The 14,686-nt window shown below is 69.5% G+C and carries 15 protein-coding genes and 2 pseudogenes; 9 read left to right on the top strand and 8 right to left on the bottom strand.

Annotation, left to right across the window (positions count from 1 at the left end; all coding sequences use genetic code 11):
* Positions 1-397 precede the first annotated feature (397 nt).
* From M8J73_RS41650 to cseC, 4 genes are read left to right on the top strand one after another with little or no spacing between them, the layout of a single operon-like run.
* Positions 398-949, top strand: coding sequence for a SigE family RNA polymerase sigma factor (locus tag M8J73_RS41650; protein WP_055524060.1), 552 nt, complete (start codon positions 398-400; stop codon positions 947-949).
* Positions 937-1,617: a hypothetical protein gene (locus M8J73_RS41645; RefSeq protein WP_055542944.1), complete on the top strand. Its 681-nt coding sequence runs from the start codon at positions 937-939 to the stop codon at positions 1,615-1,617. The genes M8J73_RS41650 and M8J73_RS41645 overlap by 13 nt, the downstream gene beginning before the upstream one ends.
* 60 nt (positions 1,618-1,677) lie before the next feature.
* Positions 1,678-2,385 carry a two-component system response regulator CseB gene (gene cseB, locus M8J73_RS41640; RefSeq protein WP_249829797.1) on the top strand — a complete coding sequence of 236 codons (708 nt, stop codon included), beginning with the start codon at positions 1,678-1,680 and terminating at the stop codon, positions 2,383-2,385.
* A 14-nt stretch (positions 2,386-2,399) separates the two neighbouring features.
* Positions 2,400-4,004, top strand: coding sequence for a two-component system sensor histidine kinase CseC (gene cseC / locus M8J73_RS41635; protein ID WP_249829796.1), 1,605 nt, complete (start codon positions 2,400-2,402; stop codon positions 4,002-4,004).
* A gap of 118 nt (positions 4,005-4,122) precedes the next feature.
* Here cseC and M8J73_RS41630 read toward each other — a convergent pair whose 3' ends face one another.
* Positions 4,123-5,718: an MDR family MFS transporter gene (locus M8J73_RS41630; protein ID WP_055541684.1), complete on the bottom strand. Its 1,596-nt coding sequence runs from the start codon at positions 5,716-5,718 to the stop codon at positions 4,123-4,125.
* A gap of 277 nt (positions 5,719-5,995) precedes the next feature.
* Between M8J73_RS41630 and M8J73_RS41625 the strand changes: the two genes are divergently transcribed.
* A complete protein-coding gene (locus tag M8J73_RS41625; RefSeq protein ID WP_055541682.1) occupies positions 5,996-6,616 on the top strand; it encodes a TetR/AcrR family transcriptional regulator in 621 nt (206 codons plus the stop codon).
* A 19-nt stretch (positions 6,617-6,635) separates the two neighbouring features.
* Here the strand turns inward: M8J73_RS41625 and M8J73_RS41620 are convergent, their stop codons facing one another.
* Positions 6,636-7,244 carry a M23 family metallopeptidase gene (locus tag M8J73_RS41620; protein WP_249829795.1) on the bottom strand — a complete coding sequence of 203 codons (609 nt, stop codon included), beginning with the start codon at positions 7,242-7,244 and terminating at the stop codon, positions 6,636-6,638.
* Positions 7,245-7,676: 432 nt separating this feature from the next.
* On the opposite strand from M8J73_RS41620, the pseudogene M8J73_RS45830 reads away from it, so the two are divergent.
* From M8J73_RS45830 to M8J73_RS41610, 3 genes and pseudogenes are all read left to right on the top strand, one after another.
* Positions 7,677-7,805 (top strand): annotated as a pseudogene (locus M8J73_RS45830) (NACHT N-terminal Helical domain 1-containing protein); the annotation flags it as partial.
* 32 nt (positions 7,806-7,837) lie between these two features.
* Entirely contained in the window at positions 7,838-8,077 is a 240-nt protein-coding gene (locus tag M8J73_RS41615; RefSeq protein ID WP_055538659.1) for a hypothetical protein, read from the top strand.
* A 304-nt stretch (positions 8,078-8,381) separates the two neighbouring features.
* Positions 8,382-8,705: a hypothetical protein gene (locus M8J73_RS41610; RefSeq protein ID WP_157873131.1), complete on the top strand. Its 324-nt coding sequence runs from the start codon at positions 8,382-8,384 to the stop codon at positions 8,703-8,705.
* Positions 8,706-8,799: 94 nt separating this feature from the next.
* Here M8J73_RS41610 and M8J73_RS41605 read toward each other — a convergent pair whose 3' ends face one another.
* Positions 8,800-11,325: an ATP-dependent Clp protease ATP-binding subunit gene (locus M8J73_RS41605; RefSeq protein ID WP_055538661.1), complete on the bottom strand. Its 2,526-nt coding sequence runs from the start codon at positions 11,323-11,325 to the stop codon at positions 8,800-8,802.
* Positions 11,326-11,788: 463 nt separating this feature from the next.
* Between M8J73_RS41605 and M8J73_RS41600 the strand changes: the two genes are divergently transcribed.
* Positions 11,789-12,469, top strand: a complete 681-nt coding sequence (locus M8J73_RS41600) for an SCO3374 family protein (protein ID WP_055538662.1) — start codon at positions 11,789-11,791, stop codon at positions 12,467-12,469.
* Here M8J73_RS41600 and M8J73_RS41595 read toward each other — a convergent pair.
* The 5 genes and pseudogenes from M8J73_RS41595 to M8J73_RS41575 form a co-directional block, all read right to left on the bottom strand.
* Positions 12,448-12,783, bottom strand: a complete 336-nt coding sequence (locus tag M8J73_RS41595; RefSeq protein WP_055538663.1) for a histone-like nucleoid-structuring protein Lsr2 — start codon at positions 12,781-12,783, stop codon at positions 12,448-12,450. The two genes, M8J73_RS41600 and M8J73_RS41595, sit on opposite strands and share 22 nt — an antisense overlap.
* Before the next feature lie 289 nt (positions 12,784-13,072).
* Positions 13,073-13,612 (bottom strand): amino-acid N-acetyltransferase, encoded by a 540-nt coding sequence (locus tag M8J73_RS41590; protein ID WP_055522484.1) that lies wholly within the window; start codon positions 13,610-13,612, stop codon positions 13,073-13,075.
* A gap of 9 nt (positions 13,613-13,621) precedes the next feature.
* On the bottom strand, positions 13,622-14,068 hold the full coding sequence (locus M8J73_RS41585) for a BlaI/MecI/CopY family transcriptional regulator (RefSeq protein ID WP_055538664.1): 447 nt from the start codon (positions 14,066-14,068) through the stop codon (positions 13,622-13,624).
* 161 nt (positions 14,069-14,229) lie between these two features.
* Positions 14,230-14,406, bottom strand: a complete 177-nt coding sequence (locus M8J73_RS41580; protein ID WP_169797839.1) for a hypothetical protein — start codon at positions 14,404-14,406, stop codon at positions 14,230-14,232.
* A 19-nt stretch (positions 14,407-14,425) separates the two neighbouring features.
* Positions 14,426-14,686, bottom strand: a pseudogene (locus tag M8J73_RS41575) (hypothetical protein); the annotation flags it as partial.

Below are 14,686 nucleotides of genomic sequence, written 5' to 3'. Positions count from 1 at the left end.
CAGACGCGGCGGACTCCGTAACGCAGACGCGGCGGGCTCCGTAACAGCGATCCGTCGGGCCCCGTAACGGCGATCCGTCGGGCCCCGTAACGGCGATCCGGCGGGCCCCGTAGGGGCGAATCACCCGATACCCGCCCCGAATCGCCCCTCGCTTTACCCCGTTCCTACTTCTGTTACACAACCGACGGACAGCCGAGCGTTCTCCGCAGGCTGCCTCGGACACCTCCGTGACAACAGCTCCGTAGCTTCTTCGACGTACCGCAGGAACACGCGAACGAACCAGCGGGACACAGCGGCGGAACGCGCGACCAGAACGCGTTCGGCGGCACGACGGAGCGGAAAACCGACGGCGCAGACCGCGCGCGGGTCGGCAAACGGGGAACGGAGGCGGTTGATCATGGCGCACGGCGAGGTGCTCGAATTCGAGGAGTACGTCCGCACCCGGCAGGACGCGCTGCTGCGCAGCGCCCGCCGGCTCGTCCCGGACCCGGTGGACGCCCAGGATCTGCTGCAGACGGCGCTGGCCCGGACGTACGGCCGCTGGGACGGCATCGCGGACAAGCGGCTGGCGGACGCGTATCTGCGCCGGGTCATGATCAACACGCGGACCGAGTGGTGGCGGGCCCGAAAGCTGGAGGAGGTCCCGACCGAGCAGCTCCCGGACGCCTGCATCGACGACTCCACCGAGCAGCACGCGGACCGCGCGCTCCTCATGGACATCATGAAGGTACTCGCTCCGAAGCAGCGCAGCGTCGTGGTGCTGCGACACTGGGAGCAGATGTCCACGGAGGAGACGGCCGCCGCCCTCGGCATGTCGGCCGGAACCGTGAAGAGCACGCTCCACCGTGCGCTGGCCCGGCTCCGCGAGGAGTTGGAGTCGCGGGACCTCGCAGAGCGCGCCGCCCGCGCGCTCGCACCGAACAAGGAGCAGGAGCGTTGCGCGGCCTGAGCACAGCGGCCGGCCCCGACAAAGGGGCCAGGCAGGCCTCGAAGGCGGTGATCACGGCGGTGGCCGTGCTCGCCGCCCTCGGCCTTTCCGTCTCCGCCTGCGGCACGGGCGGCACCGGCGCCCGCGACGAGGGCCCGGCGGACAGCGACTCGTTGAAGGCGGGCGCCCCGTCACCGGCCGTCTCCGCCTCGGCGCACGGCGACCAGCCGAGCGTGGACGAGGTCGTGCGGCTGGTCCGGGCCGACCCACAGGTCAGCAGAGCGGTGAAGGCGGACCTGGAGCCGTGCGTGGCCGACAAGCCGCCGATCGACGTCATCTACGGCGATCTGACCGGGGGCTCGGCGGACGACATAGTGGTGAACGTGCTGTCCTGCGCGGACGCCGTCGGCGTGGCCTCGTACGTGTACCGCTCGGAGAAGGGCAAGTACCGCAGCGTCTTCCTCTCCGAACAGCCACCCGTGTACGCGGAGATCGACCGCGGAGACCTGCTGGTGACGCGGCAGCTGTACGAGAACGACCGGTACGGCGACCCGTCCGCGTATCCGTCCAGCGAGGACGTGACCACCTATCGCTGGCTGAAGGACCGCTTCGTCGAACGGTCCAGTACGCGCACGGAGTACAGCACCTCGGTGGGCGGCGCGGAGTCGCCCACCCCCGAACCCCGCTGACACCGGCCCAGCCCTTCCCCCACCCCACCGATCACTACCGAGAGCGGACGAGAAGACCGGATGGCAGAGCAGACCCACGTCCTGTTCGTCGAGGACGACGATGTCATCCGCGAGGCCACCCAGCTCGCGCTGGAGCGGGACGGCTTCGCGGTCACAGCCATGCCCGACGGGCTGTCGGGCCTGGAGGCGTTCCGGGCGAACCGGCCGGACATCGCGCTCCTCGACGTCATGGTCCCCGGCCTCGACGGGGTCTCGCTGTGCCGCCGTATCCGTGACGAGTCGACCGTCCCGGTGATCATGCTCTCCGCGCGCGCCGACTCCATCGACGTCGTCCTCGGCCTGGAGGCGGGCGCCGACGACTACGTCACCAAGCCGTTCGACGGCGCCGTCCTGGTCGCCCGGATCCGGGCGGTGCTGCGCCGCTTCGGGCACGCGAGCGGCGGCGACGCCCGGGCCGACGACGACGGGTCCGCCGGCACCGACGGGGTCCTCACCTTCGGCGAACTGGTGGTCGACACCGAGGGCATGGAGGTACGCAAGGCCGGCGACCAGGTGGCCCTGACGCCGACCGAGATGCGGCTGCTCCTGGAGTTCTCCTCGGCCCCCGGCACGGTCCTGTCCCGTGACAAGCTCCTCGAACGCGTCTGGGACTACGGCTGGGGCGGCGACACCCGTGTCGTCGACGTCCATGTGCAGCGACTGCGCGCGAAGATCGGCCAGGACCGCATCGAGACGGTCCGCGGCTTCGGCTACAAGCTCAAGGCCTGAGCGGGGCCGCCGGTATGGCCATGAGGGGGATACGAGGACGGCGGGGGCCGGGAGCACCGGGCGGGGCCGGATCGGACGCCGCCCGGCCGAGAACCGGTGCGGCGAGCGGTCCGGGCGCCGGGGTCGGAGCCGGCGGGGGCCGGGGCGGGGGCGCCTGGAGCGGTGTCGGTGCGGGCAGCGGCGGCGGCAGTGGCAGCCGGAGCGGTGTCGGTGCGGGCGGCGGGCGCGGGCCCGGGGCGGGTGGCTCGGGTGCCGGTGCCGCCGACGGCGTCGACACGGTCTCCGGGGGCCCGGTCTCGGGCCTGCGCACCGGGCTGCGCTGGCAGCTCAGCGCCGCGATCGCGTTCGTCGGGGCGCTGGTGGCGATCGCGCTGAGCCTGGTCGTGCACAACGCGGCACGGGTGTCGATGCTGGACAACGCGCGTGACCTGGCCGACGAGCGCATCCAGGTCGCCCAGCGCATGTACGAGTCGGGGCGCCCGCTGAAGTCGGGGGCGTTCGGGGTGCGGATCAACGACCCCGAGATCCCGCAGGACCTGCTGGCCAAGGTCATGGAGGGCCGCCGGGCGACGTATGTCTCGGAGGGCCCCGACGGGGTGCCGGACATCTGGGCGGCTGTGCCGTTGAAGGACAACCGGGTGCTGTCGCTGCACACGCACACCGACCACAGCTCGACGGTGCTGCGGGATCTCGACCAGGCCCTGATCATCGGCTCGATCGCGGTCGTCTTCGGCGGCTCGGCCCTCGGTGTCCTCATCGGCGGGCGGATGTCCCGCCGGCTGCGCAAGGCGGCGGCCGCCGCGAACCAGGTCGCCAAGGGCGAGACGGACGTACGGGTGCAGGACGCGATCGGCGGGGTCACGCGGGACGAGACCGCCGAGCTGGCGCGGGCGGTGGACGCCATGGCCGACACGCTGCGGCAGCGGATCGAGGCGGAGCGCCGCGTGACGGCGGACATCGCCCATGAGCTGCGCACCCCGGTGACGGGTCTGCTCACCGCCGCGGAACTTCTCCCTCCGGGCCGCCCCACCGAGCTGGTCCGCGACCGGGCCCAGGCGCTGCGGACGCTCGTCGAGGACGTGCTGGAGGTGGCGCGGCTCGACGGCGCGTCGGAGCGGGCCGAGTTGCAGGACATCATGCTGGGCGAGTTCGTGAGCCGGCGGGTGGCGGCGCGGGACGCGGGTGTGCGGGTGCAGGTGGTCCATGAGTCGGAGGTGACGACGGACCCCCGGCGCCTGGAGCGGGTGCTGCTGAATCTGCTGGCCAACGCGGCGAAGCACGGCAAGCCGCCGATCGAGGTGTCCGTCGAGGGGCGGGTCATCCGGGTCCGCGACCACGGTCCCGGCTTCCCCGAGGAGCTGCTGGCCGACGGCCCGCGCCGCTTCCGCACCGGCGCCTCGGACCGCGCCGGCCAGGGTCACGGCCTCGGCCTCACCATCGCCGCCGGTCAGGCCCGGGTCCTCGGCGCCCGCCTCACCTTCCGCAACGTCCGACCGCCCGGCGCCCCGGACTCCGTACCGGCGGAGGGCGCCGTGGCCGTCCTCTGGCTCCCCGAACACGCCCCCACCAACACGGGCAGCTACCCGATGCTGCCGATGTCGGGCGAGACGACAGCCTGAAGGGCAGGGGCGCGAACCCCTGCCCTTCACGAGGCGGTGCGTTTCGGGAGACGGTGCCTTCCAGGAGGGGATCCTCCCGAAGGCGGTGCCCTTCACGGGACACCGCCGCCTGGTTCGGCTACTCCGCCGCCACGGGCGGCCCCCCGGCTCCCCGCAGCGGCACCTCCTTCACGAACACCGCGGCCGCCAGCGCGAGGACGGCGACCACGGAACCCAGCAGGAACGCCGAGTGCGTGCCGGAGGCCACCGCGTACTGGTACGCCTCCCGCGCCGGCACCGGCAGCTTCGCCAGGCTCGCCGCGTCCAGCTGTGCGGACTGCTCGGTCACCTTGGACCCCAGCGCACCGGCCCGCTCGGCCATGACGTCCTGGACCCGGCTGTTGAACAGCGCGCCCATGATCGCGACACCGAAGGACGACCCGAGCGTCCGGGACAGCGTGGTCGTGGAGGACGCGACGCCCATGTCCTTCATCTCGACGCTGTTCTGCGCGACGAGCATGGTGATCTGCATCAGGCATCCCATACCGGCGCCGAGCACCGCCATGAACACCCCGGACGTCACCCGGCTCGTCCCGGTGTCCATCTGCGCCAGCAGGAACAGGCCCGTGATCATCAGGACGCTGCCGACGAGGGGGAAGACCTTGTAGCGTCCGCTGCCCGTGGTCACGCGCCCGGCGACCATCGACACCGCGAGCATCGCGCCCAGCATCGGCAGCAGCAACAGCCCGGAGTTGGTCGCGGACGCGCCCTGCACGGACTGCTGGTAGAGCGGAAGGAAGAGGACCGCGCCGAACATCACGAACCCGGTGATGAACCCGATCAGGGACATCAGGGTGAAGTTCCGGCTGCGGAAGATGTGCAGCGGCATCACCGGCTCGGCCGCCTTGGTCTCCACGAACAGGAACCCGACGAGCGCGGCCACACCGATCGCGGTCAGCTCCATGATGACGGCCGACCCCCACGCGTACTCGGTGCCGCCCCACGTCGTGACCAGCACGATCGCCGTGATGCCGACGGTCAGCAGCGCCGCGCCCAGGTAGTCGATGCTCCGCGCCGACCGGGCCTCGCGCGACGGCTTCGGCAGATGCAGGACGACACTGATGGCGGCCAGCGCCACCACGCCGAGCGGCAGGTTGATGTAGAAGGACCAGCGCCATCCCCAGTGGTCGGTGATGGTCCCGCCGACCAGCGGCCCCGCGATCATCGCGAGGGCCATGACACCGGCCATCATGCCCTGGTACTTGCCCCGCTCCCGCGGCGGGATCAGATCGCCGATGATCGCCATGACGCCGACCATGAGGCCGCCGGCGCCGAGGCCCTGGAGGGCGCGGAAGCCGATCAGCTGATCCATGTCCTGCGCCATACCGCTGAGCGCCGATCCGATCAGGAAGATCACGATCGAGGTCAGGAAGATGCTCTTGCGGCCGTAGAGGTCGCCGAGCTTGCCCCAGATGGGGGTGGAGGCGGCGGTCGCGAGCGTGTACGCGGTCACCACCCACGACAGGTGTGAGAGCCCTCCGAGGTCGCCCACGATCGTCGGCATCGCGGTGCCCACGATCATGTTGTCGAGCATCGCGAGCAGCATCGCGATCATGAGAGCGAACAGCACGACACGCACACTGCGCGGCTGCGGCTCCTGCGCACCCTCGCCGTCACCGGGAGCCCCGCCGGGGACCGCGTCACGAACCGTGTCGCGGACGGCGTCGTCGGCCACGGCAGCGGTCGGGGCGGCGGCGGTCGCGGCGGCGGCGCCCACCGCCCCTCCGGCCGCCCCTCCGGACCCGCCGGCCCCTCTGGTCGCGTCCTTCTCGGTGTCCGCGCTCATGACGGTCCTTCCTTCCCCCCGGACCGCTTCCCTACTTACTTGCCGCCCGGCTAGTTGACTACACTTGGGGAAACTAGGCCCCCAACTAGCCGGTCGTCAAGTAAGTTCGGCGGGCTTGGCAGAGGCTTGACCCACCACCGGGGTCGCGGCGACGAGGAGTAGCAGGATGAGCGAGACGACAGCCGACGGCGTGACGCCTGCCGGCGCGGCACCGAAGCGGCATCGCCGCGGGGACACCCGTCAGCGCATCCAGGACGTCGCCCTCGAACTCTTCGCCGAGCAGGGCTACGAGAAGACCTCGCTCCGGGAGATCGCCGAGCGTCTGGAGGTGACGAAGGCGGCGCTCTACTACCACTTCAAGACGAAGGAAGACATCCTCGTCAGCCTCTTCCAGGACCTCCAGCGCCCGATCGACGAACTGATCGAGTGGGCGGGCCACCAGCCGCGCACCCTCGACACCAAGCGGGAGATCCTGCGCCGCTACAGCGAGGCCCTGGCCGACGTGGCGCCCCTCTTCCGCTTCATGCAGGAGAACCAGGCGACGGTACGGGAGCTGAGCGTCGGCGAGTCGTTCAAGGACCGCATGCTGCGCCTGATCGACACCATCAAGGAGCCGGACGCCGCCCTGACGGACCAGGTCCGCTGCATCAGCGCCCTGTTCACCATGCACGCCGGGATGTTCGTGCTCCGGGACGTCGAAGGCGACCCCGAGGACAAGCGCAAGGCCGTCCTGGAGGTCGCGATCGATCTGGTGACCCAGGCGCACACGGGCACGCCGGGGGCCTGAGGGCGCGTCACGCCGTCGGTCAGAGGGTGATGCCCTTGCCGCGCAGGAAGGCGACGGGGTCGACGGCGGAGCCGTAGTTCGCGGTCGTACGGATCTCGAAGTGCAGGTGCGGCCCGCTGGAGTTACCGGTGTTGCCGGAGAGGGCTATGCGCTGCCCGGTCTTCACGATCTGCCCGACCTTCACCTGAACGCGGGAGAGGTGGGCGTACTGCGAGTACTGGCCGTTGCCGTGCTTGACGACGACGGCGTTGCCGTACGCGGGGCCGTCACCGGCGCCGTTGCCGCCGGCCTTGACGACGGTGCCGCCGTGCGCGGCGAAGACGGCCGTACCGCTCTTGACGGCGAAGTCCTGCCCGCTGTGCGTGGAGTTCCACATGTTGCCGGCCTGGGCGTAGCGGGCGCTGAGCTTGTAGCCCTTGACGGGCGTGACCCACGAGGTCGCCTTCTTGGCCGCGGCGGCCTGGGCGACACCCGAGGTCTGGACGGTGCCGGCGCTCTGAGCGCTGCCGGCCGCGGCCGCGACCCCGACGCCCAGCACACCCGAGACTCCCACTCCGGCGGCCACCACGGCGGCACGGAAACGAAGGGCGGACATACGGGTACGGGGGGAGCGAACGCGCTGCGACATGGATGACCTCACGGGGGACGGAGACAGGGACCGGTGCCTCGGGAGGCACACGAGACCACCCGGCGCTCAACCGCGACCGCCGAATGGCATGTCCCTTGGTACCCGCACTTCCCCCGCCCCCCAAAACCCCCCATCTACGACACAAGGCCGTACAAGCCCCCACCCCTCCCACTCACCACGTGAACCCCCAAAACCCCTGAACCCTGGCGCCTCAACCCACACCCACCCAAACAATGCACCATAAGTCCGATTTGCCCCACCATGGCCCCGCAACTATTCCCCCTAGTACGTGACGCAGGCCCTATGCCCCATGTCACCGCCCCACCCCAAGACCCCCCACCCAAATGTGACCCGGACTACGCACCCGGCCCCCACGAATTCAACGGTGCTCCTGGGCTGAGCCGTGATCCACCACACCTGGGGGGGAACGAACTGGAGTCCTCGGTCTTAGGTCTGCGCCTGGCGTCCAGCCTGGTGACACCGCTGATCAGAAAACTGTTCGTCCATGAAGGCGCGGGCGCGGGACTCGTCGACAGACCGGTACGGATTTCCGGACCCGTGAGGCGCGGGCCGTCGTCCTCGCCGCGTCCCTCGTGGGCACCGACGCCGCCCTGCCCGTCCTCGCCCGCTTCCGGTCCCACCCGTTCCCGCCGGTGCGCGCCCAGCTCGCCTGGACCTGGCACCGGTTCGACACCCGCCGATACGCCGAGGAGATCATCGCCGACTTCCCGCGGACGATCTCTACGTCAGCGTCCACTCGGCGGAGCACGCCCGAGAACTGCGCGCCCTCGTCGTCCGGGACAACCGAATTCTGCGGAATCAGGACTTCCTGAGAGGTCAGGACCGGCTCACTCATCTGGACATCTACGGCACCCGTCCCCACGTCGACGATCTGACGCCGTTGACCGAACTTCCGCTCACCTGGCTCGCCTTGAATAGCCTTCCGGGTCTGGAAAGGCCCCACGCACTTCAAGTTCTCTCGGCTTCACCGACGCTGGGGGCGTTGGACCTCGGTATCCCGTTGTGCGCCGATTCCGTCGACGAGGCCCTCCGCCCGGGTTGCCGCTGGAGTATCTGCGATTCACCAGAAGCGCACTCAAACACACCGCTCTGCGCGGACTCGGACAACTGCGCTCAGTGAGGACCCTGAGCCTTGCCAAGCTTCTCGAAAGGCTCACCGCGGACGACTTCGGGGAGATCGCCCGGATGCCCGCCCTGGAGAATTTGCGCGTCAACTGGAACGTCGTCGGTGGGGAAGCGGGCCCCGTTCTGCTGAACGTCACCCATCTACGGCTCAACTCGTTCACGGGGGCCGAGGACCTCACGAAAGTGCCGGAGCTCTTTCCGAACCTGCGGACCGCCACAATTCACCTCGCGCCGGACGTCGACGCGGTCCCCGAGCGCGTTCTCGGGCTTCTGCCGGTGCCGGTCGTCGTCGAACGGTCGGACAGCGTGCTCTGAGGCCCAGACACGCCGTCCGGCACGCGAAAAGGGGCTGCCCCGGGACCGAAGTCCCGGGGCAGCCCCTTTGAACGCTCAAGCCTCGCGCAGCGGACTACGCGTCCTTGCTCAGGTTCGGACCGGCGCCGCCGGCCGCCTGCTCGATCGGCGGGACGTCGGGCAGTGCCGACTTCTCCTCACCGCGGAAGGTGAAGGTCTGGGTGTCGCCCTCGCCCTCCGTGTCGACGACCACGATGTGACCGGGGCGCAGCTCGCCGAAGAGGATCTTCTCGGAGAGCGTGTCCTCGATCTCGCGCTGGATGGTCCGGCGCAGCGGCCGGGCGCCCAGCACGGGGTCGTAGCCCTTCTTGGACAGCAGTTCCTTCGCGGACTGGGAGAGCTCGATGCCCATGTCCCGGTCCTTGAGGCGCTCGTCCACCTTGCCGATCATCAGGTCGACGATCCGCAGGATGTCGGCCTGGGTGAGCTGCGGGAAGACGACGACGTCGTCCACACGGTTGAGGAACTCGGGCCGGAAGTGCTGCTTCAGCTCGTCCGAGACCTTGTTCTTCATGCGCTCGTAGTTGGTCTTCGTGTCACCCGAGGCCGCGAAGCCCAGGTTGAAGCCCTTGGAGATGTCCCGCGTGCCGAGGTTGGTCGTCATGATGATGACCGTGTTCTTGAAGTCCACGACCCGGCCCTGGGAGTCGGTCAGACGACCGTCCTCCAGGATCTGCAGCAGCGAGTTGAAGATGTCCGGGTGGGCCTTCTCGACCTCGTCGAAGAGGACGACGGAGAACGGCTTGCGGCGGACCTTCTCGGTCAGCTGGCCGCCCTCCTCGTAGCCCACGTAGCCGGGGGGCGAACCGAAGAGACGCGACACCGTGTGCTTCTCGCTGAACTCCGACATGTCGAGGGAGATCAGCGCGTCCTCGTCGCCGAAGAGGAACTCGGCGAGCGCCTTGGAGAGCTCGGTCTTACCGACACCGGACGGGCCGGCGAAGATGAACGAACCACCGGGACGCTTCGGGTCCTTCAGACCGGCGCGCGTACGGCGGATCGCCTTCGACAGCGCCTTGACGGCGTCGTCCTGGCCGATGACCCGCTTGTGGAGCTCCTCCTCCATGCGCAGCAGGCGGGAGGACTCCTCCTCGGTGAGCTTGAAGACCGGGATGCCCGTGGCCGTGGCGAGGACCTCGGCGATCAGCTCGCCGTCGACCTCGGCGACGACGTCCATGTCGCCGGCCTTCCACTCCTTCTCCCGCTTGGCCTTGGCGGCGAGGAGCTGCTTCTCCTTGTCGCGCAGGGAGGCGGCCTTCTCGAAGTCCTGCGAGTCGATCGCGGACTCCTTGTCGCGGCGGACACCGGCGATCTTCTCGTCGAACTCGCGGAGGTCCGGCGGCGCGGTCATCCGGCGGATGCGCATCCGGGAACCGGCCTCGTCGATCAGGTCGATCGCCTTGTCCGGCAGGAAGCGGTCCGAGATGTACCGGTCGGCCAGGGTGGCGGCCTGGACGAGGGCCTCGTCGGTGATGGAGACGCGGTGGTGGGCCTCGTACCGGTCACGGAGACCCTTGAGGATCTCGATCGTGTGCGGCAGGGACGGCTCCGCGACCTGGATGGGCTGGAAGCGGCGCTCGAGGGCCGCGTCCTTCTCCAGGTGCTTGCGGTACTCGTCCAGCGTGGTGGCACCGATGGTCTGGAGCTCACCGCGGGCCAGCATCGGCTTCAGGATGGAGGCCGCGTCGATGGCGCCCTCGGCGGCACCCGCACCGACCAGCGTGTGCAGCTCGTCGATGAACAGGATGATGTCGCCGCGGGTGCGGATCTCCTTGAGCACCTTCTTCAGGCGCTCCTCGAAGTCACCGCGGTAGCGGGAGCCGGCGACCAGCGCGCCGAGGTCCAGGGTGTAGAGGTGCTTGTCCTTGAGGGTCTCGGGCACCTCGCCCTTGACGATGGCCTGGGCGAGGCCCTCGACGACGGCGGTCTTGCCGACGCCGGGCTCACCGATCAGGACCGGGTTGTTCTTGGTACGGCGGGACAGCACCTGCATGACCCGCTCGATCTCCTTCTCGCGCCCGATGACCGGGTCGAGCTTGGACTCACGAGCGGCCTGGGTGAGGTTCCGGCCGAACTGGTCGAGGACCAGGGACGTGGAGGGGGTGCCCTCGGCGGGACCGCCGGCTGTGGCGGTCTCCTTGCCCTGGTAGCCGGAGAGCAGCTGGATGACCTGCTGCCGCACCCGGTTGAGATCTGCGCCCAGCTTGACCAGGACCTGGGCGGCGACGCCCTCGCCCTCACGGATCAGGCCGAGCAGGATGTGCTCCGTGCCGATGTAGTTGTGGCCCAGCTGAAGGGCCTCGCGGAGCGACAGCTCCAGGACCTTCTTGGCACGGGGGGTGAAGGGGATGTGGCCGGACGGGGCCTGCTGGCCCTGACCGATGATCTCCTCCACCTGCTGGCGGACCGCCTCGAGCGAAATCCCGAGGCTCTCCAGGGCCTTAGCGGCGACACCCTCACCCTCGTGGATCAGGCCCAGGAGGATGTGCTCGGTGCCGATGTAGTTGTGGTTGAGCATCCGGGCTTCTTCCTGAGCCAGGACGACAACCCGCCGCGCGCGGTCGGTGAACCTCTCGAACATCGTTAATCGCTCCTCAGAGCGGTCAGGCAGTAAGGGGACGCTCCCCTCTCTGTCCTTCCGCAGCTTAGTCCCGCAAGCGGGGACCGCTCATTCCAACTGCCGACACAGTCCGGTTCACCTCCGCTCTCGCGGAGACAGAAGTTGCTGCCTCCTGGGTCCCGAACGCCGACATCTGCTCCAACCCGATGGTGCGAGACGATGTTCCCGCAGGCCAGGCAGTTACCCCCACCATCAGTACGCCGATGGCGAACGTGAGACGGCCTTTCCTGCGCGTCGCCCCCTCCCACTAGGGATGTCTTACCCGCAGGGACTGACACTCCATGCCGGGTGCACCGGTTCCCTCCGCTAAGGGCGAACATCCTTGCGTCGCTACCCACCGCTGAACGCCCCCTTTCCCTGCACCCTGTGCATCCACATCGACACCCAGCGTAACTCCGGGCCCCTTTGTGTGGTTGCTGCTGACATGGCCATCGTCCCCCTTCCCCGCCGACCGCTCGACCCGAGCGACATCTCGGGCGATGTCTCGGGCCATTCCTCGGGCGATATCCCGTGTGACGCCCCGGGCGATCTCCCGTGCGAGGCGGTACGGCAGTGGTACGAGAACGATCTCGGGTGGGCGACCGTGCCCGGGACGCCCGTACATCTCATTACGGGGCTGCGCTTCGATGTGCTCGACGTGCCGGCCGAGGCGGGGTTCGCGGCGCTGCGGCACCTGGGCCCGATTCCCGGACCGGGCTCGCCGGTGGCGCTGCGCGGCGGGCGGCTGTGGCTGCTGGTCGCGGCGGGCGGCGCCGAGGAGGTGCCGGGGCTGCTGGAGTGGCTGGACTGGGGCGGCCTCGACCTGGACCTCACAGCCGTGGGGACGGGCGGTCACATCGAGGCGCCGGCACCCGCGGGCGGGGCCACGGGGCGCGGGGGCATGCAGGAGGGCACCGGTTCGCAGGGGGCCGCCGTCTGGCTGCGGCCCCCCGAGCCGGGACGCGAGGTCGAAGCCTCGCTGCCGACGATGTCGGCGTTGGGGGGCACCGCGGGCACCCCCGACCTCGTACGGGTGGTGGACACGGTGGCGACGCACTGCCACCGCGTCCGGCTGCGGCGCGCGAGCACCGGACCGTCCGAGTCTCAGCCGTTGGCCTTCTCGTAGGCCTCGCGGATGGCGGCGGGGACACGACCGCGGTCGTTGACCTCGTGGCCGTTCTCCTTCGCCCAGGCGCGGATGGCCGCGGTGTCCTGGCTGCCACCGGAAGCGGCACGGGCCTTGCCGCGCCCGCCGGCAGCACGACCTCCGGTACGCCGACCACCCTTGACGTAGGGGTCGAGAAGGCCGCGAAGCTTGTCCGCGTTGGCGGTCGTGAGGTCGATCTCGTACGTCTTGCCGTCCAGCGCGAACGTCACGGTCTCGTCCGCCTCGCCGCCGTCGAGGTCGTCGACAAGAAGGACCTGAACCTTCTGTGCCACCGGATTTCCTTTCATCGATAACTATGGGGCGGAGGACCTGCGGCGCCCGCCGCTGTTTCACGTCCCCTGTTATATGCAGTACTGCAGTACGTCGGAAAGCAAACCGCTTTTCCTGGAAAAACACAAACCCCTGGGAGAGACCGGGGAGAGGGCGAGGAGAGACCGGGGAGCCCGGGGCAGACCGAAAACATGCGCGTTTCGGACATAGGGAACCCGGGCAAGGCGCTCGCACCGGAATAGCGCTTGAGGCTCCTTCGGAAGCCGTCGGTCCTTGTCGATCGCCCGACGATCACAGATGCAGAAGCATCCGGCTGTTGCCCAAGGTGTTCGGTTTCACTCGTTCGAGACCGAGGAACTCCGCGACGCCCTCGTCATAGGAACGCAGCAGCTCCGCGTAGACATCGGTGTCGACGGGCGTCTCGCCGATCTCCACGAAGCCGTGCTTCGCGAAGAACTCGACTTCGAAGGTCAGACAGAAAACGCGGCGAACACCCAGCCAGCGAGCGGTCTCCAGCAACTTCTCCAGCAACCGGTGACCCACCCCGAGTCCCTTGGCCTCCGGGTTCACCGCGAGAGTGCGGACTTCCGCGAGGTCTTCCCACATCACGTGCAGCGCCCCGCAGCCCACGACCTCCGCGTCCGCGCCGGAGCCCCGCTCCGCGACCCAGAACTCCTGGATGTCCTCGTAAAGCGTCACCGTCGCTTTGTCGAGCAGGATGCGGCGCTGGACGTAGGAGTCGAGGAGCCGGCGTACGTGCGGGACATCGCTGGTCCGAGCCCGTCGGACGGTGAGGGCTTTAGCGGTGACTTCGGGACTCTCTGCTGGCATGAGCGGACGCTATCGCCCGGGGTGGTCCGGGGATTGGCCGGGGGTGCCCCTGGTTTCGCCGGACGATTCGGTGGATTCGGCGCCGGTTTCGGCAGGGGTTTCGACATCGGGGGCGGGCGGCGCGAGCGCTTCGGGACCTTGCACGATGCGTACGGCGTCGGTGAGGGACTGCCGCTGTTCCTCGCTCATCATCCCGAAGAAGGCGACGAGAGCGGCCGCCGGGTTGTCGCTCTGCGACCAGGCCTCGTTCATGAGAGCGGCCGCGTAGGCGGCACGCGTGGAGACCGCCTCATATCGATAGGCCCGGCCTTCCGCCTCCCGGCGGACCCAGCCCTTCTGATGGAGATTGTCCAGAACGGTCATCACCGTCGTGTACGCGATGGACCGTTCCTGTTGCAGATCTTCCAGGACTTCCCGAACGGTCACCGGGCGGTTCCACTTCCACACCCGCGTCATGACCGCGTCTTCGAGTTCTCCCAATGGGCGAGGCACAGTTCCGCACGATATCCGGAGAAGGTGAACAAAAAGGGCGTACGACTCGAAAAACACACGAGTCGTACGCCGTTGAGGTGCGAGGCGTGGGGTGGTGAGCCTCAGCGGTCGTGGGGCGGTGCGCCTCAGCGGTCGCCGTCGGAGGCCGGGCGGGCGTGGTCCGCGCGCGCGAGCGCCGCGTCGACGGCCGCGTCCTCCTTGGCCTTGTTGGGGCCGCCCTGGGTCTTCACGATCACCCTGATCACAGCGATGAACAGTGCGGCCATCACGAAGGGGGGCAGCAGCGCGGAGACGTAGTCCATGCGTCCAGGGTAGCCAGGGCTAGACGGCGGCCAACTGGTGGGGCGGGTTCGTCGGCGGTGCGCCCGGCTTCCGCTTCGGCGGGAACACCTCGCCCGGGGTGGGGATGGGCCGGCGGCCCGGCCGGGGCGCGTCGGGTCGGGGCACCGGGCCCGGCTTGTCGGCGGGCTGCGCGGGACGGGCGGGCCTGGCCGGCTTCGGAGGCTGCTCCGCGGGCTCCTCGTCGGCCGCACGCGCGTGTGCCGCCCCCGCGGCCAGGCCGCCTGGCAGGGCGGTGAGCCG

Origin of the sequence: Streptomyces neyagawaensis (genome assembly GCF_023516595.1) — a bacterium.
Lineage (GTDB): Bacteria > Actinomycetota > Actinomycetes > Streptomycetales > Streptomycetaceae > Streptomyces > Streptomyces neyagawaensis.
This window is presented reverse-complemented; position numbering and strand designations above follow the sequence as displayed.

Excerpts from the sequence above, each read along its gene's own strand:
- M8J73_RS41650 (WP_055524060.1), top strand. The coding sequence starts at position 398 with ATGGCGCACGGCGAGGTGCTCGAATTCGAGGAGTACGTCCGCACCCGG.
- M8J73_RS41590 (WP_055522484.1), bottom strand. The coding sequence starts at position 13,612 with ATGCCAGCAGAGAGTCCCGAAGTCACCGCTAAAGCCCTCACCGTCCGA.
- cseC (WP_249829796.1), top strand. The coding sequence starts at position 2,400 with ATGGCCATGAGGGGGATACGAGGACGGCGGGGGCCGGGAGCACCGGGC.
- M8J73_RS41605 (WP_055538661.1), bottom strand. The coding sequence starts at position 11,325 with ATGTTCGAGAGGTTCACCGACCGCGCGCGGCGGGTTGTCGTCCTGGCT.
- M8J73_RS41625 (WP_055541682.1), top strand. The coding sequence starts at position 5,996 with ATGAGCGAGACGACAGCCGACGGCGTGACGCCTGCCGGCGCGGCACCG.
- M8J73_RS41580 (WP_169797839.1), bottom strand. The coding sequence starts at position 14,406 with ATGGACTACGTCTCCGCGCTGCTGCCCCCCTTCGTGATGGCCGCACTG.
- cseB (WP_249829797.1), top strand. The coding sequence starts at position 1,678 with ATGGCAGAGCAGACCCACGTCCTGTTCGTCGAGGACGACGATGTCATC.
- M8J73_RS41620 (WP_249829795.1), bottom strand. The coding sequence starts at position 7,244 with ATGTCGCAGCGCGTTCGCTCCCCCCGTACCCGTATGTCCGCCCTTCGT.
- M8J73_RS41600 (WP_055538662.1), top strand. The coding sequence starts at position 11,789 with ATGGCCATCGTCCCCCTTCCCCGCCGACCGCTCGACCCGAGCGACATC.
- M8J73_RS41585 (WP_055538664.1), bottom strand. The coding sequence starts at position 14,068 with ATGACGCGGGTGTGGAAGTGGAACCGCCCGGTGACCGTTCGGGAAGTC.